Here is a 21,951-nt window from a genome sequence, read left to right on the forward strand (position 1 = left end):
TGATGGTTAAGGAACGCGCGATGCCTTCGGATCCGGCTTGCCATCCCGGTCGCCGGTAACAAAGCCTTTTCCGTAGATTTTACCACCGTTGGCGAGCAAAATACCCGACAGGTGGGCCGTTGCCATTGACGTTCCTTCCGAGAAAAAGGTATAGTTGCCGTTGTGCACTGTTGATTTAATGCTTACGCCCGGAGCAGCAAAATCGATCGGTGGATTTCCTGAGCAGGATACTTTAGCAAAAACGCCCTTATTGTCATGGGCCGATGCGGTAAAAATATTCGGGCCGTTCACCCGCCCCGGTGAAAACAAGTTGGCATCTGTTACATTGTAGGTATTTCCGGCTGAAATAGCAATGAAAACGTTTACCGACTGCGCTAAACGCAAAACGGCCTCATCAGCGGGGGCCGCGTTCTCCGAGCCGACACTTAAATTAACTACGTCGCCCGCTTTAGCGTTGGCAGCAACAAAATCGATACCGGCAATAAAGGTAGAAAGCGTGATATCCGTGAAGCGGTGACCCACTTTAACCGGAATTACGGTAGCGCCCGCAGCAATACCAACAACACCGTACGTGTTATTCTTGGCCGCAATAATTCCCGCCATGTGAGTGCCATGCCCATGATTGTCGTCCAGTGACGTAGACCCTTGGCCGGATGTTACAAAATTTTTACCGCGACTGGCATTTACATTCAGGTCTGGGTGGTCGAGGTCGATTCCCGTATCGACAATCCAGGCTACGTTATTGCCCGTGTAGCTGGTTGGGCCACCCACGGCCGTGATGCCCCAAGGTACCTCCTGCTTAGCCGACGACCGGGCACCGGCTTCGTCAATACGTGTTGGCTCCGTTGTCACCATAAGCCGGTCTGACTCAATTCTGGCGACGTAGGGGCTTTGCCGAAGCTGTTCAACCTGTTCAGCAGTAAGCCGGGCCGAAAAGCCTGTCATAACCGATGTGTATACCTGCTCAACAAGGGCTGGTTTAAGCTTGATCTGGCTCAGCAGGCGGGTGGCCTGTTGCCGCATGACCGAAACACGATCCTCGTAGGTCCCCGATAGCCGGGCGTTACCAAACGGAAGTTCTTTAAGTGTGACGATATACTGATCTTTAATAGCTAGGGGGGTGGTCAGATCAGTAACCGGATTAGAAGACCGGCAGCCAAAAAGTAGTATGGCACAAACAAACAGTATGGAGGCTGTTTTTGACAATAAATTAGTAAACATCGTTTCGGATATGTGTACGGTGGCTCGTTTAAATATGATGCTGAAAATTAATAAGAATCGTGCTAACAACGAATTTATACAACCGTGCTGGATAGACTTTTCACAGTAATTTAATCTGTAATCTATAGAGGTAAACTATTGATTAGTAAAGGCTTATTGCAAATAATAACTTTACCCAAAAGTTGTTACTTAAACAGATGAGTTAATTGCTGACTACGCGGATGCGTTCACGAACAATAGCCACTTTTTCGCGAAGCTGTTCCAGATCGGTGTCCATGACCGTTACGTGGCCCATCTTCCGGAACGGCTTGGTTATGGCCTTTCCGTAGAAAAACGGGAATACGCCCGGCAGGGCCAGCAGGTTTTCCAGGCCTTCGTACCGGGCGGGGCCGGTGTGGCCGTCTTCGCCCAGGAGGTTCACCATAGCGGCCGGCTGGTAGGAAGTCGTATCGCCGAGGGGATAGTTCAGGATGGCCCGCCAGTGCTGTTCAAACTGCGACGTTACGTTGGCCCGGATGGTGTGGTGGCCGCTGTTGTGGGGGCGGGGCGCGACTTCGTTGATCAGCACATTCCCTGCTTTATCCAGGAACAGTTCAACCGCCAGCAGCCCCACAATGCCAAAGGCGTCGGCAGTTCGGCGGGCGATGTTCTGCGCCTGTTCATTCACTGCAGCTGAAATATCGGCTGGTGCAAAGAGGTATTCGACCAGATTCAGTTCAGGATGAAACACCATCTCGACGGTCGGGAACGTACTGACGTCGCCCCGTTCGTTGCGGGCTACGATGACCGCCAGCTCTTTTTCGAAATCAACGGCTTTTTCCAGCACGCCCGGCGCGTCAAACGCTTTTTCGACATCAGCCACGGACGCAATACGCTGCACCCCCCGTCCGTCGTAACCGTCGCGGCCCAGTTTGTGGAAGGCAGGCAGGAAATCGGCTGATTTAGCTACGTCAGCGCGGTTTTCGGTCAGGATAAAATCAGCCGTAAGCAGGCCGTGGTCGCGGTAAAATTGTTTCTGTAACCGCTTGTCCTGAATAGTCCGGATAACCGACGGCTGGGGGAACACCCGCTTGCCTTCCCGTTCGAGGGCATCGAGGGCGTCGACATTGACCCGCTCAATCTCGATGGTCAACACATCAACGGCCTGGCCAAACCGGTATACCGTATCGTAATCAGTCAGCGAACCGTGGGTGAATTGTGAGCAAAGATGGCGGCAGGGCGCGTCTGCATCAGGATCGAGAACATGAACGCGCAGGTTCCAGTCGATAGATGCCTGCAGAAGCATCAGGCCAAGCTGGCCTCCGCCAAGAATACCAATCGTGGGTGTCAAAACAGTTTGTAGTTTGTGGTTTGTAGGTAAACGGTCAGGGTGCCGTTCACTTCATGGTGCAAACTTCTAACTACAAACCACAAACTACAAACCATAACTCACAAATTAATCCCTCCGCGTAATATCTGAGCCGCCAGATTCCTTCTTCGCTACTATCCTGGCCGGACCGTAGTAATACAGGTCGCTGCCGCCGGTAGCCAGCATGGTAAGTTCCTTGGTCGCGTTGACGTACACGTCGGAGCCGCCGGTCGAGCGGGCGTTGCAGACGTCGGCAGTCAGTTTGCGGGCGTCGAGTTCGGAACCGCCCGAACCGTCGGCATTCAGCTTGCGCACGGAGCCCTGCAGGATGACATCGGCACCGCCCGAAGCCGCTACGTTCAGCTCATCGGCTTTCAGGGTCAGTTTAACATCAGAGCCACCCGATGCATCCAGATCGAGGTTTCGAAACGAAAGACTGCCTTCGCCAAGCACGTCGGAGCCTCCACCTGCCTTCAACTCAGTTAGTTGTTTGACCGTTACGTAGGCTTTCACGTAGCGGTTGCGGCCAAAGTTGAAACCCATCGACCCTTTGCGGTCGATAGATAGGAATAAAATGCCGTTCTTTACTTCCGAACGGACCTCGTCTTCCTCGGCTCCTTTGACATCGAAAGTCAGTTTTTCGGTATTGCCCTGACGGAGATATACATCGATACCACTGCTGACGTGCAGGCCGGTGAAACCCGGAACAGGCCGGTCTTTCCGCCACGTGTCGTCGCTACGTATCAACCCCGGAAGGAGTAGAAACAGGAGAGTGATTGATTTCATGCGGTAGTTGATTGGGTAGATGTCTGGAAGATGCTAAAAAAGCCGGTCACGTTGCACGGGGAGCCGAAAAAAATGTCCGCTTTTGAACAGCGCCCTGTCCGGCAGCGGACGAGCCTATTTTTTATACTTTTGTAAATTATTGTAAGATAGTGACTTACAAGGCTGGCACGAGGGTTGTCGAAGGTTGGACAGCTCATTTGCTGTCCTCTTAACCGAAACAGTCTATACACGAACTACCTGCGCATGTCTACTTTACTCTCGCTTCGCAACGTATCAAAGTTTTACCCGGCCGGATTCGGACGGGTCTACGTCCTTCGCAACATCAACCTCGATATTGCTGAGGGGGAATTTATTTCCATCATGGGTCCGTCGGGATCGGGTAAATCAACCCTGCTGCACATCCTGGGGCTGCTTGAGGAGCCATCGGAAGGCGAATACCTGTTTCAGGATGAACCCGTGCAGAAGCTGTCGGAGAAAAAACGGACCGAACTGCACCGCACCCGAATCGGCTTCGTATTTCAGGCGTATCACCTCATCGACGAACTCACGGTCTACGAAAACATCGAGACGCCGTTGCTGTATAAGGGCCTGAGCGGGTCGGAACGGAAAAGCCGGGTGGCCGAACTCCTCGACCGGTTCAATATGGTGGCTAAGAAAGACCTCTTCCCGACGCAGCTCTCGGGAGGCCAGCAGCAGCTGGTAGGCATTGCCCGCGCGCTGGCCGCTAACCCGAAGGTCATTTTCGCCGACGAACCGACCGGCAATCTGCATTCAGACCAGGCCCGCGATATTATGGAGCTATTCCGGGAACTGAACCAGAAAGACGGCGTAACGATCGTTCAGGTAACCCACTCGGAGGTGAACGCTGGCTACGGCAACCGCATCCTGACCTTGAAAGACGGCTGGCTCGAACCGGAAAAAGCGGTGCTTAACTCGTAAAAATCCGTCGGATCTCCGCTGCTTGCGCGCTGTCAAACTGTCCGCTGAAGACCTGAATCCCGATTGCGTTAGCCGCAAAAAGAACATCCGCTGATTCGGCGAGGGAGGGGGGAAACAACCCCTCCTGGGTGTCGGGCCATGCGCGCAGCAGTTGCCGACGAGCAATGCCGTTTACGCAGCCGGTGTGCAGGGAGGGGGTAAACAACGTCCCGTTCCGGAACCAGAACAGATTCGACGCTACGCACTCCGCAACGGAACCGTCGGTGCTGAGCAGGACGACATCATCCAGCTTATGCGCCTGCCGATGCAGACCCGCCAGCACGTACGGGAGCGCGTTGAGAGTTTTAAACGCCGAAATCACTGATTCCGAAAGCCGTACGTCCTCATAGATGCCAATGCGGGGTTTAGCCGTAAGCATAAACGGTTGGCCTGGTTGGGCGGTGATGAGCCAGTCAACCTCGTTGCTGGTTGGCGTATAGAGCCCTCCGGGACGGCGCCAGACCTGGATTTTGACCCGTGCGGCTTGCATACTCAGCCCATTCCGTCTGATCAGATCAAGGGTCTGTTCAGACAACTGCTCAAGCCCGGCCGCCGGCTCAGACAACTGCAGGGCGGCCATGCCCTTCGTCAGCCGGTCGAGGTGGTCGGCCCAGAACCACAGCCTGCCCGACTCGTACCGGATGGTTTCAAATAACCCGTCGCCGTACAGAAACGCCCGGTTGTCGGGCAGAAGCTGAAACGTCTGCTGGTTAATTATATCCGAATTATAGACCAGATACATGCTTTTTTTTAACCGTTTGTCCTAAAACGGTAGATTGACCGAAGTTTACTTTGTAACATTGAAACATCAAAACACGACGTATTATGTTCGTTGCGTGGAAACGATCAGGTTGGATGACTGCCTGGCTGCTGGGTGCTGGCTTAACGGTAGCAGTAGCTCAACCTGCCCCCAATACCTCTAATCGCCTGAGCCTGGAACAGTGTGTTGACATTGCCGTGAAAAATAACATTCAGGTTCGCCTGGGGCAATTGACCATAGAAAACACTGATCTGCAACTGAGGCAATCCCGGAATAACCTGCTGCCGACGGCCAGTTTTGTCGCTAATCAGTCGCTGAGTGGTGGTGGTCGTCAGATTGACCCGTTTACCAACGCCGTTATTCCGCAGTCGACGGTTAATACCAGCAACTACGGGTTGAGCGGTGGCTTTACTATATTCAACGGCTTCTTTTTGCGGAACACCGTCAAGCAGAACGACCTGGCGCTGCAGGCCAGCCAGAAAGAATTGGCAGCAACGCAGAATACGGTGGCGCTGAACGTCGTGCAGCAGTATCTTAACGTTCTGACGGGTCAGGAGCAATTGATTGTGGCGCAGCAACAGGCGGCTGCTACCCAGGCGCAACTGGATCGTACGCAGCGGCTGGTTAACGCCGGCTCCGTGCCCGAAGCGAACCTGTTTGAAGTGCGGGCGCAGCTGGCGAATGACGAGGTGGCGATTGTGAACGCCCAGAACCAGATTGATCTGGCTAAGCTGGCGTTGCTGCAGGCCATGAACCTGCCGCTGGGACAGCCCATCGACGTGGTTTCGGTAGCCGTGCCAGATCCGTCGGTTGCTCCTTATGAAGCAACGCCCCAGCAGATTTATGAAATTGCGCTGGACAATATGCCTGACGTACAGGGGGCCGAACTGCGGGTGAAAAGTGCCGTAGCCGGCGTGCAGGCGGCCCGGGCTAACTTTTACCCGATTCTTTCTGTTAATGGCAACCTGAATACATTGTTTACCAGTACGGCGACCCGTACTACGTCTATTGATACGACCAACATCAGCCTTCAGCCCAGCGGTCAGTTTGTTATTCTGAACAACGAGCGATTGCCCGTTGTAAGCCCGATTCCGCGTTCGACCCGGGCGCAGGTTCCGTATGTCGACCAGTTGACGAATAACCTGAACCGGTCGGCTACGTTGAGTCTGCGGGTGCCGATTGTCAATGGGTTCCAGGCCAGAAACCGGGTGGGGGTTGCCAAGATTCAGCAACTGAATGCGCAGCTTCAGGCAGAAAATATCCGGTTGCAGCTGCGTCAGAATATTGAAACGGCCTATACGAACATGCGGGCGTCGGCCAACCGGTACCGGGCTACCCAGGCATCGGTTGTTTCGCTGGAACGCGCCTTCCAGGTAGCCGAAAGCCGGCTTAATGCGGGCGCTATTAACGCAACAGACTATAACGTAGCGAAATCGAACATCGATCGCGCGCGGGCCAGTCTTGTGCAGGCCAAGTATGATTATGTTTTCCGAACCAAAATTTTAGATTTTTACCAAAATAAACCGTTATCGTTTTAAGGGGTGAGCAAGGGAATTGGGAGAAACGGGACAGCCCGTTACTTTCGTGGTCTTGTTCGCCCAATTCTCTAACCTATGAAACGTAAGTCGAACCGCATCTGGTGGGTATTAGGCGGAGTGGTGGTAGTGCTCATTGTGGGACTGGTAGCGGCCAAGCAGGCTGGTATCATCGGCAAGCCTAAATCAACCGAAGTAGATTTTGCAGTAGCTAAGCTAACCGACATTACCGAGCGAGTCAGTGCTTCGGGGCGGGTGCAGCCTGAAGTAGAAGTTAAAATCAGCCCCGACGTATCGGGAGAGATTATTGGGCTGTATGTGAATGAGGGCGATCCCGTTAAAGCCGGGCAGCTGTTGTGCCGGATCCGTCCCGATAACTACGAATCGCTGATGTCGCGGGCACGGGCAACGGTCAATCAAAGCCGGGCGCAGTTTGAGCAGTCGAAAGCGTCGGTCGCTCAGTCGGAAGCCCGCTTAATCCGGGCCAAAGCCGATTACGAGCGTAACCGTAAACTGTTTGCTGATAAGGTGATCTCCTCGGCCGACTTCGAAACCGCCGAAGCGAATTACAATGTAGCCAAGCAGGAAGTTGAAGCGGCCCGGGCCAACGTACGGGCTGCGCAGTTTAACATCCAGAGTGCCGAAGCGGGTCTGCGCGACGCCAGCGAAAACCTGCGCAAAACCACCATCTACGCGCCTGTTGGCGGTACCATTTCCAAACTGAACATCGAACTTGGCGAACGCGTTGTCGGTACGTCGCAGATGGCCGGTACCGAACTGATGCGGATCGCCAACCTTCAAAACATGGAAGTGCGCGTCAACGTCAACGAAAACGACATTGTGCGGGTAAACCTGGGTGATACGGCCGACATTGAAGTGGACTCGTACACAACGGCGGGACGGAAATTCAAAGGCGTTGTGACGGAAATTGCCAACACCGCCAACGGTTTGGCCAGTTCGTCGGGTACGGCCGCAGCCTCGCTGTCGACGGACGCCGTCACTGAGTTTGAAGTCAAGGTGAAGATTCTGAATAACTCCTACAGCGATCTGCTGGCCGAAAAAGACAAGAAAGGGTACCCGTTCAAGCCGGGTATGACGGCCTCCGTCGAGATTATTACGGACCGGAAGAACGGGGTGCTGGCTGTGCCCATCGCGGCCGTGACGACCCGGGGTGCCAGTGGAGCCGATGCCGCTACGCAGGCCGGTTCCGACGAGGATGACGAGGAAGTCAAACCAGCGAATCAAACGCCAGCGTCGGCCGAAAAGAAGCAGCAGATTACGGAAATCGTATTCGTCAATCAGGGCGGAAAGGCCGTACAGCGCGTAGTGAAAACCGGCATCAGTGATTTCGACAACATTGAAATTAAATCGGGTCTGAAAGCCGGTGAACAGGTAATAGCCGGACCGTTCCTGGTGGTATCCAAACGGTTGAAAGACGGTGATCTGGTGGTTAAACGCGATCCGAACAAACAGAAAAAGAAAGAAGAGGCTGAAGAATAGCGTCTGCCTTCGTCGGAACAAACGCCCGGTTAACTCGCCGGGCGTACGCATTTAAGTGGAATCCCAAATCACTAAGATGCTCATGGTCGCCTACACGCCTACTATAGCTAGGATCGTGATGCGGGAAGGGTTTGAAGAGTTTGTGAGAGTGGGACAAGCGACCAGTTGATTATAATAGACGGTTTATTCTGCTCCCTGCAAGCCGCTCCTTAACTCGTTCAGCCTGATTTATTTTCTGACACTTTAACAACTCTTCATTACGAGTTTGATATGTTGATGACAAACGACCTTCATAAGCTAACGACTTGCAATTAAGAGTTGTCTCATCGTTACCTGACAATCGACCATTTTTAAACAAGGCAAAGCCTTTACCGGAAGCTATTCGATAATAATTAGTAAAGACATAGCGGTCATGATATGCTTCCCTAATAATTGTTAAGTTGACTGGATAAGGAAACGTAGTTTTGAAATAAGTCATTAAGTTATCGTACTGTCCTTGAATAGGGCGAAAATCATTCTTAGAATCGTATCCAATCAACGTGATATCAAATCTGAATCCCTCTGCTAACGAGCTTGGCATAAGATTAGCACAGATTGACTTGATATTTTCAAGGTTTGTGTCATTAGAAAATAAGTAGTTGTCAGTTAACACAAGTGCATTGCAAGGATGCTTAACTTTATTTAAAATAGACCAATCCCGTTGAATACGATCAATACGTAATTCTTCTGCGTAAAACAAAAAATCTGCTTTTTCCAAACAATCTGTTGAAACATAAAAACAACCAAATTGCTCGTCAATAGTTAGCGATAACCCATCGATAAAGAATAATCTTGGTTCACCTGTTTCATGGAACGCTTGGTTTTGACAGGCTGTAGAAAATGTAAAGTCTGAAGCCGTGATATTTTGCGTAATCTGTCGGAGTAAGGTCTTTACGTCGCGCTTAGCCGGATCGTTATAGGCTTCATCAATATCTACATCAACGATTACTTCAACATTTGAACGTGAACTCTTTAGCAAATTTTTAATATAGAAATGCCGGTCGGTCTGCTCTTCGTACAGAAATAGGTTCTCAAGGAAAGCTAAGTTAACATACACTTTCATATCAGTTATGGCGACTTTTATTACGCTTTAACTTAAGTAATTCTAATTCCCAATGAGCAGCTTCATCAAAGAACCCCGGCCCGAAATCATCGGACAAACTGCCATCTTCAAGTATATTTATCTTTTTCACCTGCTTCTCACCGGGTGGTATGTTGTTTGGATCGTTAAAATAGTAAATGACTGTATCTTCCGGCTTGATTGTGCCTTTTGCAGTTAAGTATTGAAGTTTACGAATAATATACTCTGAGTGGGTTTCAACGATAGAATGGACCCCGCGAGATGCTCCCTGCGCAAACAAGTCCGCTAATAAACTCTGAAGTTTAGGATGTAGATTAGCTTCTGGCTCCTCCAGAAGAAGTGTAGAATTGATCACATAATAACCTTTCTTATGTTCTTTAACGTAATCATAATTTTCCATAGCCTTGACCGCGAACAAAATGATCAGTGATACAACTTGATTGTAGCCAAATCCAAAATCTCTTAATCGATGTCCATTTAATGTGAGGAAGTATAATTCTTTATCTTTATCATGAGTTAAATTAATTGTGCCTTTAATGTCAAGTATTTCACTAAAAAAGTTAAGCATATCGTTATGTTCGTTTTGAAAGTGTTGATATTGTGTGAAATTTTTAAAAAGATATATAATTTCATCTTTATCTTCCTCGCTGTAATAACTCTTCGTCTGTTTCCTTAGAGTAGTGAAGTAGTATAATTCTTTTAATGCTATATCATCATTATTATATGCATTTAGAACTTGTGTTTCGACAAATTTCGCCATAGTAGTCTCTACAAGAGAAGCCATCTTTGCAGAATTGTCTACGTCAAATCCAACAGTTAAAAACCAATTTATTATTCCATTTAAGTCAACTTTATAAAATGACAACAAGCTTTTATATTCTTCATATAAGGCATTTTTATCTATTTCAATGTTTAATTCGATGCCAGTATACTCAATATTGTTTTGGTCAAAGTATGGTTTTAAACAATAGCTCTTTTTTACTTCCTGGTCAAATATTATTGGATTAAAATAAATATGATCAGGTGAAAATTTGATAATTAATTCTCTTTTTCCTGTGTAAAGGCTTTTACTAAAAGCTTCAAGTCGATTATTAAAAACACGAAATGAAAATCCTTCTCGAAGAGGGGGTGTTCCAATATAGGTGCTATTAGTTATTACTTCGTTGATAAATCTTGATAGTGGTTCGCTGTCATTTATAAAATTAAGTGGGCTGGTTGGTAGATAGTATGTGAATATATCATTATCGATACTACGGCTTTTTATTGAATTTGTATTGAATAAACCATGGATGTGACCATCAAGAGTAAGAAAACTGTTGCCTAAGGAGTCATTTCTTAAGGGTAATATGTTTTTTTCGTAATTGTCTTTAAGCAGTAATAACGCCTTAAGTAGCGAACTCTTCCCTGAATTATTAGGCCCTACCAACAACGTAATCGGCGCAAAATCAAACCAGGTGTACTCTTTGAATACGCGGAAATTTTCTAAACCGAAACCGGAGAGGTGTGGCATATTATTTTATTTGCTAATGAATGGATTAATGACCGTTAGGTCGGAGATGTGAGAGAAATCGTCGGCGTTGTTAGTGTATAAGTCAAAGTCGTTTAGCAGGGCGGTAGCCGCTATAATCGCATCGCCAACCGACATCTTTCTGGCTTGGCGTAACAAGATTGCTTGATCAATTACGGTGTCGTCAATTGCCAGCACGGTTGTCGTTTTGAAGACACCCTCCAGATAAGCTTTGTCATCATTGGTTAGATTACGATAGCCTAACGCTTCTAACTTTGTTATGATTGAAACACACGATGCCTTATCCAAAATCAGCGGACGAAGGAAAGAAAACTCCGTTTTTGCTGCATATATGACCAAATTAGAATCAAGTATTCTCATTCTTCGTCTCGAAATGGTAATTTACGGTCCTGGCGTGACTCATGCAGGTGTTCAAGCATAGCGTCAAGGTCCAGATTGGGACTACCCTGCATTACTCGTTTTCGAGCTTCCTCTCGTTCCTTATTACTCAATGGAGCCTGATTTGCCATCGGCGTTCGCGGTTTGATTGCAATCAATTCTAAATCAGCCAGATCTTCCAGCAGCTTTATTGCTTTTGGATTCAGAATTTCGACGGAGTAGATTGGCATAATTACATCAGGTTTACTTCTATTTGCAAAATACATAAAATCTCATTTACCCCGCCAACACCAGCCGTTCCCGCGTTCGCGTTATGCCTATGTACTGATAGTTCAACCTGGGTGCACTGGTAGGCGTCCAAGAGTTGAGCAGCGTCGTATTGAACTTGCTGCCCCGTGAAGTTGAATCGTGAACCGAAATCTCATATACTGGAGTTCGGTAAAGACGTAGTCGTTAGCCAGGCTGTTTTGCAGGGACGTATCCAGACAATCTTGCGACAGGCCACGGAGAATTACGGTAGCCAAACGCGCTAATCATTTTTCCACTTCCTGCTTTTTGGCGTAATTCACCACATGAAGCAACAAAATCCTGTCCGCCTGACCATGGTGGGCGGGGGGAGTTGGGCCACGGCGCTCATTAAAATTCTCTCCGAAAATAACATCAGCATCAAGTGGTGGCTTCGAAAGGAGTCGGATGCAGAACACATCAAAAAGTTTGGTCATAACCCCAGCTACCTTAGTGATGTGCTGATCAACACCCGGAAGGTGAAGGTCTGCACCCGGATCAAAGATGCGTTTCGGGATAGTGATTACGTTGTGCTGGCCGTCCCGGCTGCGTTTGTCAGCGATGCCTTGTCGGGCATAAAGCCTGAGCATTTTGCCGGCAAGTGCGTTATCTCGGCCATCAAGGGCATGATCCCGTCGGCCAATCAGCTCGTGACCGATTGGGTGCGGGAACAATACGACGTGCCGGCCAACCGCATTGCCGTGATTGCCGGGCCGTGCCATGCCGAAGAGGTGGCCCTCGAAAAACAATCGTACCTGACCATTGCCTCGCAGGACGTAGCCTGTGCCGACGAAGTGGCCGCTATGCTGAGCTGCCGTTTCGTGCAGACTTCAAGCGTGGATGACATCTACGGGATCGAGTACAGCGCCGTCATGAAAAATATCATCGCGCTGGCCTGCGGTATCACCCACGGACTCGGCTACGGCGACAACTTTCAGGCCGTACTGGTGTCTAACGCGATGCAGGAGATCAAGCGGTTTGTCGACGCCATTTTCCCAAAGCACCGCGACCTGAGCGGGTCGGCCTACCTCGGCGATCTGCTCGTGACGGCTTACTCACCTTTCAGCCGGAACCGTACGTTCGGGACGCTGATCGGGCGGGGGTACACCATTCAGTCGGCGCAGATGGAAATGAACATGATCGCCGAAGGTTACTACGCCGTTAAAAGCATCCACGCCATCAACCAGCAGTTTCGGGTCCACATGCCCATCACCGACGCCGTGTACAACATTTTGTACGAACGGGCTTCGCCTACTCTGGAGATGGAAGGCGTGAAGCGGCTGTTGAACTAGCCGCTTCACGTTTCGTTTACTGCTTCATTACTTTCCAGATGGCCTGCTTGCCGTCGGTGGTTTCTATCCGGAGAATGTACTGGCCGGTGGGCAACGTACTAATGTCCCATTCGGCTCGCCGAAGCCGCTGGTCAATGGCTTGTCGGCGGACTTCCCGGCCCTGGGTGTCGTTCAGGTGCAGCGATGATAGGGGGGCCGCCGAACTAGTCAGTTCAATAATCAGCCGGTTCGTCGTGGGGTTTGGAAACACCGAAAGGCCTTTGATGGTCAGGGGTTCGTTGGCCAGAGCCAGCGCACTGACAACGACCGAATTCTTAACCGTTCCGCTAGCGCAGTTGGCATCACTGAGGTTTGTAAGCGTCAGGCTGTAATTCGTCGGCTGCGTGGCCCTCAGCACCGTCGTATAAGGCGAAGTGGCCGTCTGAATGCTTTGATTATCCCAGCGGGTAAATCGCCACGGGGCTGCGCCGGTCAGGGCAACGGAAACCCGGGCGCTGTCGCCCAGTACGAACGTCGGCTTGTTGCTGCTCAGTTCGGCCGTGGGTAACGCAGATACCGTAATCTGGATGGAGTCGCGGCTAAGCAGGGCCGGCTGGGTAGCTTCCAGGTATACTACGTAGCGACCGGGAGCCAGCGTAACCGGCAGCACAGTCGCTACCGTTGCCGTGCGGGTAGCGGCCGTATACCGGGTCGTCTGCCCGCCCGATTTGACGATCACAGCATATTGGTTGCCAACCCCGGCTTTACCCAGCAAGCTGTAGGTTGCAACCAGTGAGTCGCCGGGGCAGTAGGTACTCTTGTTCAGTCGGGAAAGCGACAGCCGGGGATTGACCGTGATGCTGAGCGTAGTGTCAGTGCCGGCGCAGCTACCCGTGTAGCAGCTGCTCCGATACGTCGTGTTAGCCTCGGGCTTGACCACCAGCCGGTTCGATCCACGTACCAGCCGATTCGTGACCGTTTCGGCCTCACTGGTCCATGACCAGACAACATCCGTACACCCGGCGGCCTGTAGCGTTACGCTTTCGCCGTATTCAACAGTCTGTTTAGTCGTCGACAGCGTAGGCTTCGGTGCGTTGGCGCAGGCTGTGTACCGGAGCAACTGGAAGGGCCCGCCAAACCACACGTTGCCGTGAATATCGGCGGTCATATCGCCCAGGTTAGTGTAATACGGCATGTCGGCCAGTTTCTGCCACGTAGTGCCATTATAGCGGTATAAGGTGCGGGGTACTGAGTTATTGATCACATACAGATTTCCCTGCGGGTCGTTGGTTAGATTCAGGGCGTACGAAATCGGGATGGCCGGACTGGTCAGCGTCGTCCACGACTGGCCGTTGAAGCGGGCGAGGGCTGGAAAGGGGAACGTAGTATGCGACTGCGACACCCACAGGTTTCCTAATCCGTCGACAGCCATACCGAGCAGGTATCTGCCCAGTTGAGGGGTGTTGCTATTGCTGAACGTCTGGGTGGTTCGTGTAACGAGGTCAACCCGGATCAGTTCGTCGACACTCTGGTCCGGGTTGTTACTGATAAACCAGACAGCACCAGCCTGGACCAGCGTTCGGCTTATGCTTCGATTCGAGGGCAGCGCATACAGACTGGTTAAGCTATCGCCTTTCTGCTCCTGCAACCCGTTATAGCTAATAAACAGCTTGGGATTCGCATTAAAGCGGTTAATGCCGTATTTACCCGTTGTAAAGGTAGTCCGTTCCGTAAGGGCACCGTCCTGTTCCGATAATTTGCCCAACTGGTTGAACACCAGCGGGAAGCCGTCCTTGAAAATATTGATTGACACCCGGTTGGTTACCCATACGTTGCCCGAGCCATCGACGCTATGAGCCAGGGAACTGTTCCCGACCTTACCACTGGTGCCATTGCGGTCATACATAGTCAATTTCAGGCTGTCCTGCGTGATGCGGGTAAGGCCATTGGAACTACTGTACCAGATGTTGTTGCCAACTGAACTGACCGGCCCATAGGCTGTACCCTGCGGCCAGGTCGGCATGGTTGAGCTACCCACAAACGCCCACCGGTCCGAAACCGTCGCCGAACCCGTCCGAAACGACTGCACCAGCCGGGTCAGCAAGCCTACAGGGCGGGTGGCTAATTCAGTATTAAACTCCTCCAGCTTCAGGTAATAGGTTGTGTTGGGCGACAATTTCTCAAGCAGACCCGAATACGTATAACTGCCGGTAAACGACTTGGTATACACAGGCTTAGTGAATAACGAATCGGTAGCGAGGGTAGCAACAACCCGACTGCTTTGGCCGGTTGTGGTATAATACAGGTACGGGACCGTCAGCGGAGCCAGGTCGCTTGCATTATTGTAGAAAGGGAATATGAGGTAGTACGGCTCCGGATTCACCAGGTAACGGCCCGGCGCCGACCACGGGCCCGGTCGACCGTTGACCACCGCCCGAACCCGCCACCGAACAACGCCGAACCGGTAATTTGAGACCGAGAAAGCTGCCTGTGGACGCGTATCGGTGGATGGGTATTTGAATAGCTCATCATTGCCGTCCGTAATCTGAATTTCGTAGTTTGTTGCTCCATCGACCGGCTGCACCGAAAACTGCCGATTGCCCTGGTTGAGCGAGAACCGCTGATCGGGGGTTGGAGACAGCAGAAGCGGAGCTGCAATTGTGTTTGTTGGGGCAAGCTGCAACTGGCCGGCTGCTGACCAGGCCGACGTACCAAACGAGTTACTGGCCCGGACCCGAACGTAATACGTCTGTCCCGGCGATAATTTGCTGAGCAGATAGCCGTTGACACTGGCGGTATCGCTGACGATTTTCTGGGCGAAGTTCGCATCGGTGGCAACCTCAATGTCGTAGCGGTTGGCGGCCAGCGCACTCGCCCAGGTCAAAAAGGGCGTACCGTACAGGGTTTCCTGCGTGCGCAGAGCCGGAACGGTAGGCGCGGAGGTAACCTTCGCAAAATTCCTGACGGCATGATCGGTCATCAGCGTCTGACACAGCGGATGGAACGTCAGCAGTGAGCCGCAATAGCTCATAATCGTTCCGGGAATAGTCTGGAGCGAGCCCGTGTAACAATCGCCGGTGTTAGTAGCCTCGACCGTCGAGCAGAAATCGATTGGACCACCCGGCCACGAGCAGTTGTGGGTATGGGGTGAGCCGAACGTATGCCCAAACTCATGGGCAATGGTGTTCAGATCACCCTGGTTAGCCGAAATAATCTGAGCACCACCCAACGAACCCAGTCCGCCCGCGCCCGACGATTGCTTCGTAATGAAATAAATGCGTTTGTCGTACGGAACCTGCCGGAGTTGAGTAGTAGTGGTCCAGATGCGATCCATAATTGGCCATAAATCATACAGATTCTCTTTGCCTTTGTACGGGTCCGGTTCGGTGTCTTTCCAGATGTGGAAGAAAACGACGACCAGCTGGGTGTTGATCTCGCGTTCGTAGATACGCGACGTTTGTTCGATCTTGTCCAGAAAGAAGCTCTTGATTCGATTGGTGTCCTTGTCAAACTCTACGTACGTGTCGGAATCAATTTCAACAGCTACCCGGCAGATGTTTCGTTCGCCGGCCGCTTTACGGGCGCGCTGCTGGGCCATCAACTGAGGGAGCCGACCCATCAGCCGCACGGTGCTGTCGGGCAGGACGCGGTCGTTTACTCCGCAGGGCAGGAGGTTCTGGGCGGATGTGTTGAGCCAGAAAAAAGAGAACAGGCCCAGCAAAGCCAGTCGGTAGAAGAGAGTCATAGTATGGGTGTGGATATGGTAACGGATAGGTAACGAAAGTAAAGAAGATTTCAACGATCCGTTCACGCATTTATCGTTCGGTAGCTAGTAGGACGGAAGACCCGGTACAATGCAAAAGGACACCCAGATCTGGGTGTCCTTTTGCATTGTACCGGGTCTTTTTACGGTTATTTTACAGGAATAATCTGATTTTTTCCGCTGTTTCGGCCAACTCTTCCTGCGTCGGTTTCATCTTGTTATTAAAGTTTATATCGGCCATGCTGTTGAGCGGAATCAGGTGTACGTGGGCGTGGGGCACTTCAAGCCCGATTACGGCCACGCCGATTCGCTTGCAGGGGATGGCTTTTTCAATGGCTGGAGCGATCTTTTTGGCAAAGGCCATCAGGCCCGCGTACAAGTCATCGTCCAGAGCAAAGAGATAATCAATTTCCTGCTTCGGGATAACCAGCGTATGACCCGTCGTGGTGGGCATTACGTCCAGGAAGGCGAGGTAGTCGTCGGTTTCGGCAATCTTGTGGGCCGGAATCTCACCGGCAACGATTCGGGAGAATATTGAAGGCATTTTGTGGTTTGAGGTTTGTAGTTTGTGGTTTGAAGTTAATGCAGACACCTACAACTTCAAACTACGAACTACAAACCTCAAACTATGCGCTTACCGGCCTATATCAACTACGACAAATTCCATAACACCCGCCGGCACTTTAATTTCGGCTTTGTCGCCTACTTTTTTACCCAGCAGGCCTTTACCAATCGGTGAACCCACCGAAATCTTGCCGGTTTTCAGGTCGGCTTCTTCTTCCGATACCAGCGTGTAGGTCACTTCGGCACCGTTCTTCGTGTTTTTGATCTTCACCGTCGACAGTACGGACACCTGCGAGGCATCAATGGTCGATTCATCCAGAATACGGGCGTTGGCGACGATATCTTCCAATTTTGAAATTTTAAGTTCCAGCAGCCCCTGCGCGTCTTTGGCAGCGTCGTACTCAGCGTTTTCGCTGAGGTCACCTTTATCGCGGGCTTCGGCAATCTGGCGGGCAATATCGGCCCGGCCTTTGGTTTTCAGATCATTCAGCTCCGCTTTGAGCCGATTGAGTCCTTCTTCGGTGTAATACGAAATCTTTCCCATGAGTTTACTTACTCGTTACAAATTTTTCACATTGGTTTAGGAGCCCTCCCGTCGTCGGTTACTGCGCGTAAGCCCGTAAAAAACAAAAGAACGGCACACTGTCCGTTCTGCAACCAAAAAGGGTTTTCTTTGCAGCTACGTCAGAATCGTCGTCGGACCAGTCGGTAATATGGATCGTTCGATCTTCGCATAAACGATAGCCGGACGTTTTGAGCGCCCGGCCGTTCGTAAGTCTGCGACAAAAATAATAATACTTCCGTGCGTTGACAATACACTACCGGCCAACGACGCAAAAACATAGGAAACGGTTAACCAGACGCTGGTTGCTGGCCACTGGAGAGTATACCAAAGACGGTCGAATGATCAAAACTGGGTGTACCGCATAGTCAGCAGCCGGGTCCTGATAAGTATGGCTCTTCGTATTATTTTCATGGGTACGCCCGATTTTGCCGTTGCCAGTTTGCAGCGGCTCATCGACGCGGGCAAACACGTAGTGGCCGTCGTTACGGCTCCCGACCGACCCTCAGGCCGCGGACTGCAGGTGGTATCGTCGCCGGTTAAGAAAACCGCCGAAGCCGCTGGTATCCCGGTGCTGCAACCCGAAAAGCTGCGCGATCCGGAATTTCTGGAGCAATTACGTAGCTACGCGGCCGATCTGCAGGTGGTCGTAGCGTTTCGGATGCTGCCCGAGGTGGTGTGGGCCATGCCGACCATCGGTACGTTTAACCTCCATGCGTCTCTACTGCCGCAGTATCGAGGGGCCGCACCGATTAACTGGGCCATCATCAACGGCGAGACCGAAACCGGCGCTACAACGTTCTTTATCGAGAAGGAAATCGATACGGGGCAGATGATCTTCCAGGATCATGAGCCTATTCAGCCCGACGATACGGCCGGTACGCTCCACGACCGGCTCATGGAGCGGGGAGCCGACCTGGTACGTAAAACGGTCGACGCCATTGAGGCCGGAGAGTACCCACGGATTCCGCAGCCGACCGCTACGGACCTGAAACCGGCCCCGAAACTGAACCGCGACAATACCGAAATCAACTGGAATCAGCCGACCGACGTAGTGCGGAACTTCGTGCGGGGGCTGACGCCGTACCCGTCGGCCTGGGCGATGTTGAACGAGAAATTTTTCAAAATTTACGGGGTGTCGGAGGCTACTGAGCCAACCGGTGATGCCGCTGTTTCGGCTGAGCCGGGTCAACTCTATACCGATACCAGGAAGGTTATTTTAGTTCGGGTGGCCGATGGCTGGCTGTCCATTGATCAGTTGCAGGCCGAAGGCAAACGACGCATGACCGCCGAGGAGTTTTTGCGGGGTAATCGGCTTTAGTCATAGCTAGCTACGACTGGAATCTGCCCGCGGGTGTGCCTGTAACCGATGAAAATCTGCGTAAACACAAAACCGAACAGTTCATCACCCTGTTGAAACGGTGCCGGCCGGGTATTACGTACATTATTCTGCACGCTACGGATGCCGGCCCTTCGTTCACATCCATTTCGGGCTCGGGGCCAACCCGCCGGGGCGATATGCTGGCCATGATGGACCCGGCGCTGAAAGCCTTTGTGGAGCAGGAAGGTATTATTGTTACGACCTGGCACGAACTAAGCAACCGCCGGGCGAAAAGTCAGGCAAAGCGATAACGTATATGAAAATCAGTATGATAGCAGCCGTTGCGCAGAACGGGGTCATTGGTCGAAACAACGATCTGCCCTGGCACCTGCCCGACGACTTTGCGTTTTTCAAACGAAAAACCCGCCACCATCCGGTCATCATGGGGCGCAAATCGCTCGAAGCACTCGGCAAACCCCTGTCCAACCGAACGAATATCATCCTGACCCGCGACCAGAACTTCACGGCTGAGGGCGTTACGATTGTGCACACGCTGCAAGAAGCCGTAGACGCTGCAAAAGCAGTCAATGATCAGGAGATTTACATCATTGGGGGAGCGGAGATTTACCGGATGGCGCTGCCGATGGCTACGACCCTCTATATCACCGAAATTGAGAAGGCGTATGAGGGAGACTCCTACTTCCCGGAGTTTGACCGGGCCGACTGGCAGGAAGTAAGCCGACAGCATCACCCCGCCGATGAGCGCCATGAAGCCGCCTTTGATTTTGTGGAATACGAACGGAAACCGACCACCGTGGCATGAAAAAAGCCGGCCCCAGGGAGACCGGCTTTCTCGTTACGTTTACCGGGCTATATACCTCGTCCCTGAATCAGACGAAGCACCACGGCGATGATTGCAATAACTAATAGGATGTGAATAAGGCCTCCCAGTCCAAAGCTATTGAATCCCAGGAAACCCAGCAGCCAGATGATGATCAGAATGACTGCGATGGTGTATAGTAAATTGCCCATTGTTGTTTTGTGAAACGTTGAGTGCACAGTTTCGACTCTCTAACTATCTTGCTGGCAGTATGTTGCAAAATGGTTCAGTAACTTATTAAATGTATGGTTTTGTCTAATAGTACAAGGCATTAATGTACTTAATGACGTGGCATGATTCATAACGATCCCTGGGCATTTCTACGAACCCATACGGCCGCCCGCATTGCACAGGGCCGCACCGGGCACAGTCTGCCCACCCGGGCTCTGCTCAACTTTCAGCTCGATCATGCCTGCGCCCGTGATGCTGTGTATTCGCAGTTGGACACCGAAACGCTCTGCAATCAACTGGACCAGGTGCAGGCCGGGGCATTACGGCTCCATAGTCAGGCTGCCGACCGGCGTCAATTTCTGCAACGGCCCGACCTGGGCCGGCGGCTCGATGTCCGGTCGGCGGAACTGATCCGGGCCAGTGCCGGGCAACACTCAGACGTTTCGCTGAGCCTTGTGCTGGCCGACGGGCTCTCCGCTACGGCCGTGAACCGCCACGCGCTGCCGGTTCTGGCGGGATTAGTTGCCGAAAGCCAGCGAGTTGGATGGAGGCTTGTGCCGCTGTGTCTGGTTGAGCAGGGGCGCGTTGCCATTGGCGATGAGATTGCCCACGGTCTGGGCGCTGACCTGGTAGTTGTGCTGATCGGCGAACGGCCGGGATTATCATCGCCCGATAGCCTGGGCGCGTACCTGACGTACCGACCGCGCCCCGGCCTGACCGACGAATCGCGGAACTGCGTGTCGAACATCCGGCCCGAAGGATTACCGTACGACTTTGCCGTCCGGAAGCTGATGTATCTGCTGACCGAGATGAGCATCCGGCGCCTGTCGGGGGTGGACCTGAAAGACGAGATGCCTATGCATACACTACCTGATATTTCTTCCCGGGCAGTGAGCGCACAAACCCCCGAAACTCCAGATTGAGCAGCACCGATGCCAGTCGACCCATCGGAATCTGGCTCTTCCAGCTTAATTCATCAATATGCAGATCGGCACTTTGCCGCAGCAGCGCCACGATCTGACTTTCCTCTTCCGTGATGTCGAGCGGTAGGGCAGGGGCCTGTTGTTTGCGTGGTTCACTGACCGCAGGCTGATCCCAGTTGAGGGCTTCGATCAGATCGGGCGGGCTGGTGTAAATCTGCGCTTTGTTCTCCCGAATCAGCTTGTTGCAACCCTGCGAGAACGTCTGCGTGAGCTGACCTGGTACGGCAAATACGTCGCGATGGTAGTTGTTAGCGTACTCGGCCGTGATTAATGCCCCGCCTTTGGCCGCAGCTTCGACCACCACAATGGCGTCGCTCAGGCCCGCGATGATGCGGTTACGGGCCGGAAACAGGTGGGCGTCGGGTTTGGTGCCGGGAATGCTCTCGGTCAGTAATCCGCCCTGTTCCTGCATCTCCTGCGCCGTTTTCTGGTGCACAGCCGGGTAGATAACATCCAGTCCACTGGCCATCACGCCGATGGTAGGGAGGCCGTTGAGCAGGCTGGCGCGGTGGGCGGCAACATCGATGCCGTAGGCCAGCCCGCTGATGACGCTGACCCCGTAAGGCACCAGGCTCTGGATGATCTCGTCAGTGATGCGCCGACCATAATCAGTGGCCTGTCGCGTACCTACCAGCCCGATGGTTCGGGTTGCGTTCAGGTCGCCCTGGCCCCGATAGTACAGCAGGGCGGGCGCGTCGTAGAGCGGTTTAAGGCGCGACGGATAACCGGCATCGGTGTAGAACAGCGCTCGGGCGTTCAGTTGCTCCAGCCGGCGAAGCACCTGCTCGGCTTCGGCCTGCAGGCCGGGTTTGAGAACGGCGCGGGCCGTCACCTCGCCGATGCCTGGAATCTTCTGGAGTTTGGCCGGCGACGAGCGAAACACATCGGCCGCTGAGCCGCAGTAGCTAACAAGCTGACGGATAAGGATGCTGCCCACGCCGGGGGCGAGGGTCAGGGCAATGGGGTGTAAAGAATCAGTCACGAATCGGTGGGTAAT

21 protein-coding genes are annotated in these 21,951 nt (G+C 52.2%); 8 read left to right on the forward strand and 13 right to left on the reverse strand.

Features of this window, described 5'->3' with window-relative positions:
- Positions 1 to 6: 6 nt before the first annotated feature.
- The 3 genes from DYU11_RS07675 to DYU11_RS07685 all read right to left on the reverse strand — a co-directional run bounded on the left by DYU11_RS07675 (position 7) and on the right by DYU11_RS07685 (position 3,355).
- Complete coding sequence (locus DYU11_RS07675) at positions 7 to 1,221, reverse strand: S8 family peptidase (protein WP_119667069.1); 1,215 nt, start codon at positions 1,219 to 1,221, stop codon at positions 7 to 9.
- 202 nt (positions 1,222 to 1,423) lie between these two features.
- A complete protein-coding gene (locus DYU11_RS07680; RefSeq protein ID WP_119667070.1) occupies positions 1,424 to 2,551 on the reverse strand; it encodes a 5-(carboxyamino)imidazole ribonucleotide synthase in 1,128 nt (375 codons plus the stop codon).
- A 105-nt stretch (positions 2,552 to 2,656) separates the two neighbouring features.
- Positions 2,657 to 3,355: a head GIN domain-containing protein gene (locus DYU11_RS07685; protein WP_119667071.1), complete on the reverse strand. Its 699-nt coding sequence runs from the start codon at positions 3,353 to 3,355 to the stop codon at positions 2,657 to 2,659.
- A gap of 243 nt (positions 3,356 to 3,598) precedes the next feature.
- Here DYU11_RS07685 and DYU11_RS07690 point away from each other — a divergent pair, with 243 nt between their 5' ends.
- Positions 3,599 to 4,294, forward strand: a complete 696-nt coding sequence (locus DYU11_RS07690; RefSeq protein WP_119667072.1) for an ABC transporter ATP-binding protein — start codon at positions 3,599 to 3,601, stop codon at positions 4,292 to 4,294.
- Here DYU11_RS07690 and DYU11_RS07695 read toward each other — a convergent pair.
- Positions 4,284 to 5,075 (reverse strand): aminotransferase class IV, encoded by a 792-nt coding sequence (locus DYU11_RS07695; protein WP_119667073.1) that lies wholly within the window; start codon positions 5,073 to 5,075, stop codon positions 4,284 to 4,286. The two genes, DYU11_RS07690 and DYU11_RS07695, sit on opposite strands and share 11 nt — an antisense overlap.
- An 83-nt stretch (positions 5,076 to 5,158) precedes the next feature.
- Between DYU11_RS07695 and DYU11_RS07700 the strand changes: the two genes are divergently transcribed.
- The gene (locus DYU11_RS07700; protein ID WP_229365730.1) at positions 5,159 to 6,631 is read left to right on the forward strand and encodes a TolC family protein; all 1,473 of its coding nucleotides are present in this window, start codon (positions 5,159 to 5,161) and stop codon (positions 6,629 to 6,631) included.
- A gap of 75 nt (positions 6,632 to 6,706) precedes the next feature.
- Entirely contained in the window at positions 6,707 to 8,128 is a 1,422-nt protein-coding gene (locus tag DYU11_RS07705) for an efflux RND transporter periplasmic adaptor subunit (protein ID WP_119667075.1), read from the forward strand.
- Positions 8,129 to 8,297: 169 nt separating this feature from the next.
- Here the strand turns inward: DYU11_RS07705 and DYU11_RS07710 are convergent, their stop codons facing one another.
- From DYU11_RS07710 to DYU11_RS07725, 4 genes are read right to left on the reverse strand one after another with little or no spacing between them, the layout of a single operon-like run.
- On the reverse strand, positions 8,298 to 9,230 hold the full coding sequence (locus tag DYU11_RS07710) for a hypothetical protein (RefSeq protein ID WP_119667076.1): 933 nt from the start codon (positions 9,228 to 9,230) through the stop codon (positions 8,298 to 8,300).
- Position 9,231: 1 nt separating this feature from the next.
- Positions 9,232 to 10,758, reverse strand: coding sequence for a DUF3696 domain-containing protein (locus DYU11_RS07715; RefSeq protein WP_119667077.1), 1,527 nt, complete (start codon positions 10,756 to 10,758; stop codon positions 9,232 to 9,234).
- Positions 10,759 to 10,764: 6 nt separating this feature from the next.
- Positions 10,765 to 11,136 (reverse strand): type II toxin-antitoxin system VapC family toxin, encoded by a 372-nt coding sequence (locus DYU11_RS07720; protein WP_119667078.1) that lies wholly within the window; start codon positions 11,134 to 11,136, stop codon positions 10,765 to 10,767.
- A complete protein-coding gene (locus DYU11_RS07725) occupies positions 11,133 to 11,384 on the reverse strand; it encodes a hypothetical protein (RefSeq protein ID WP_119667079.1) in 252 nt (83 codons plus the stop codon). Before DYU11_RS07725 ends, DYU11_RS07720 begins: the two co-directional genes overlap by 4 nt.
- Positions 11,385 to 11,726: 342 nt before the next feature.
- On the opposite strand from DYU11_RS07725, the gene DYU11_RS07730 reads away from it, so the two are divergent.
- Positions 11,727 to 12,731: an NAD(P)H-dependent glycerol-3-phosphate dehydrogenase gene (locus tag DYU11_RS07730; protein ID WP_119667080.1), complete on the forward strand. Its 1,005-nt coding sequence runs from the start codon at positions 11,727 to 11,729 to the stop codon at positions 12,729 to 12,731.
- Between the two features lie 16 nt (positions 12,732 to 12,747).
- On the opposite strand, the gene DYU11_RS07735 is transcribed toward DYU11_RS07730, so the two are convergent.
- The 3 genes from DYU11_RS07735 to greA form a co-directional block, all read right to left on the reverse strand.
- Entirely contained in the window at positions 12,748 to 16,455 is a 3,708-nt protein-coding gene (locus DYU11_RS07735; RefSeq protein WP_119667081.1) for a M12 family metallo-peptidase, read from the reverse strand.
- Positions 16,456 to 16,627: 172 nt separating this feature from the next.
- Entirely contained in the window at positions 16,628 to 17,017 is a 390-nt protein-coding gene (locus DYU11_RS07740; protein WP_119667082.1) for an HIT family protein, read from the reverse strand.
- 90 nt (positions 17,018 to 17,107) lie between these two features.
- Positions 17,108 to 17,581, reverse strand: coding sequence for a transcription elongation factor GreA (greA, locus tag DYU11_RS07745; RefSeq protein ID WP_119667083.1), 474 nt, complete (start codon positions 17,579 to 17,581; stop codon positions 17,108 to 17,110).
- A gap of 403 nt (positions 17,582 to 17,984) precedes the next feature.
- On the opposite strand from greA, the gene fmt reads away from it, so the two are divergent.
- The 3 genes from fmt to DYU11_RS07760 are packed head-to-tail and all read left to right on the forward strand — an operon-like array spanning position 17,985 to position 19,743.
- Positions 17,985 to 18,920, forward strand: coding sequence for a methionyl-tRNA formyltransferase (gene fmt, locus DYU11_RS07750; protein WP_510186201.1), 936 nt, complete (start codon positions 17,985 to 17,987; stop codon positions 18,918 to 18,920).
- 35 nt (positions 18,921 to 18,955) lie between these two features.
- Positions 18,956 to 19,231 (forward strand): polysaccharide deacetylase family protein, encoded by a 276-nt coding sequence (locus DYU11_RS07755; protein ID WP_199736689.1) that lies wholly within the window; start codon positions 18,956 to 18,958, stop codon positions 19,229 to 19,231.
- Positions 19,232 to 19,236: 5 nt separating this feature from the next.
- Complete coding sequence (locus tag DYU11_RS07760) at positions 19,237 to 19,743, forward strand: dihydrofolate reductase (RefSeq protein WP_119667084.1); 507 nt, start codon at positions 19,237 to 19,239, stop codon at positions 19,741 to 19,743.
- A gap of 47 nt (positions 19,744 to 19,790) precedes the next feature.
- Here the strand turns inward: DYU11_RS07760 and DYU11_RS07765 are convergent, their stop codons facing one another.
- A complete protein-coding gene (locus tag DYU11_RS07765; protein ID WP_119667085.1) occupies positions 19,791 to 19,952 on the reverse strand; it encodes a lmo0937 family membrane protein in 162 nt (53 codons plus the stop codon).
- A gap of 141 nt (positions 19,953 to 20,093) precedes the next feature.
- Between DYU11_RS07765 and eutC the strand changes: the two genes are divergently transcribed.
- Positions 20,094 to 20,894 carry an ethanolamine ammonia-lyase subunit EutC gene (gene eutC, locus DYU11_RS07770; protein ID WP_119667086.1) on the forward strand — a complete coding sequence of 267 codons (801 nt, stop codon included), beginning with the start codon at positions 20,094 to 20,096 and terminating at the stop codon, positions 20,892 to 20,894.
- Here the strand turns inward: eutC and dprA are convergent.
- The gene (gene dprA / locus DYU11_RS07775; protein ID WP_119667087.1) at positions 20,827 to 21,936 is read right to left on the reverse strand and encodes a DNA-processing protein DprA; all 1,110 of its coding nucleotides are present in this window, start codon (positions 21,934 to 21,936) and stop codon (positions 20,827 to 20,829) included. The two genes, eutC and dprA, sit on opposite strands and share 68 nt — an antisense overlap.
- Positions 21,937 to 21,951 lie beyond the last annotated feature (15 nt).

The sequence above is a fragment of the Fibrisoma montanum genome (assembly GCF_003583365.1).
GTDB lineage: Bacteria > Bacteroidota > Bacteroidia > Cytophagales > Spirosomataceae > Fibrisoma > Fibrisoma montanum.

Excerpts from the sequence above, each read along its gene's own strand:
- DYU11_RS07690 (WP_119667072.1), top strand. The coding sequence starts at position 3,599 with ATGTCTACTTTACTCTCGCTTCGCAACGTATCAAAGTTTTACCCGGCC.
- DYU11_RS07685 (WP_119667071.1), bottom strand. The coding sequence starts at position 3,355 with ATGAAATCAATCACTCTCCTGTTTCTACTCCTTCCGGGGTTGATACGT.
- greA (WP_119667083.1), bottom strand. The coding sequence starts at position 17,581 with ATGGGAAAGATTTCGTATTACACCGAAGAAGGACTCAATCGGCTCAAA.
- DYU11_RS07700 (WP_229365730.1), top strand. The coding sequence starts at position 5,159 with ATGTTCGTTGCGTGGAAACGATCAGGTTGGATGACTGCCTGGCTGCTG.
- DYU11_RS07730 (WP_119667080.1), top strand. The coding sequence starts at position 11,727 with ATGAAGCAACAAAATCCTGTCCGCCTGACCATGGTGGGCGGGGGGAGT.
- DYU11_RS07715 (WP_119667077.1), bottom strand. The coding sequence starts at position 10,758 with ATGCCACACCTCTCCGGTTTCGGTTTAGAAAATTTCCGCGTATTCAAA.
- DYU11_RS07695 (WP_119667073.1), bottom strand. The coding sequence starts at position 5,075 with ATGTATCTGGTCTATAATTCGGATATAATTAACCAGCAGACGTTTCAG.
- DYU11_RS07675 (WP_119667069.1), bottom strand. The coding sequence starts at position 1,221 with ATGTTTACTAATTTATTGTCAAAAACAGCCTCCATACTGTTTGTTTGT.
- DYU11_RS07725 (WP_119667079.1), bottom strand. The coding sequence starts at position 11,384 with ATGCCAATCTACTCCGTCGAAATTCTGAATCCAAAAGCAATAAAGCTG.
- DYU11_RS07705 (WP_119667075.1), top strand. The coding sequence starts at position 6,707 with ATGAAACGTAAGTCGAACCGCATCTGGTGGGTATTAGGCGGAGTGGTG.
- DYU11_RS07735 (WP_119667081.1), bottom strand. The coding sequence starts at position 16,455 with ATGACTCTCTTCTACCGACTGGCTTTGCTGGGCCTGTTCTCTTTTTTC.
- DYU11_RS07765 (WP_119667085.1), bottom strand. The coding sequence starts at position 19,952 with ATGGGCAATTTACTATACACCATCGCAGTCATTCTGATCATCATCTGG.
- DYU11_RS07720 (WP_119667078.1), bottom strand. The coding sequence starts at position 11,136 with ATGAGAATACTTGATTCTAATTTGGTCATATATGCAGCAAAAACGGAG.
- DYU11_RS07760 (WP_119667084.1), top strand. The coding sequence starts at position 19,237 with ATGAAAATCAGTATGATAGCAGCCGTTGCGCAGAACGGGGTCATTGGT.
- eutC (WP_119667086.1), top strand. The coding sequence starts at position 20,094 with ATGATTCATAACGATCCCTGGGCATTTCTACGAACCCATACGGCCGCC.
- DYU11_RS07740 (WP_119667082.1), bottom strand. The coding sequence starts at position 17,017 with ATGCCTTCAATATTCTCCCGAATCGTTGCCGGTGAGATTCCGGCCCAC.
- DYU11_RS07710 (WP_119667076.1), bottom strand. The coding sequence starts at position 9,230 with ATGAAAGTGTATGTTAACTTAGCTTTCCTTGAGAACCTATTTCTGTAC.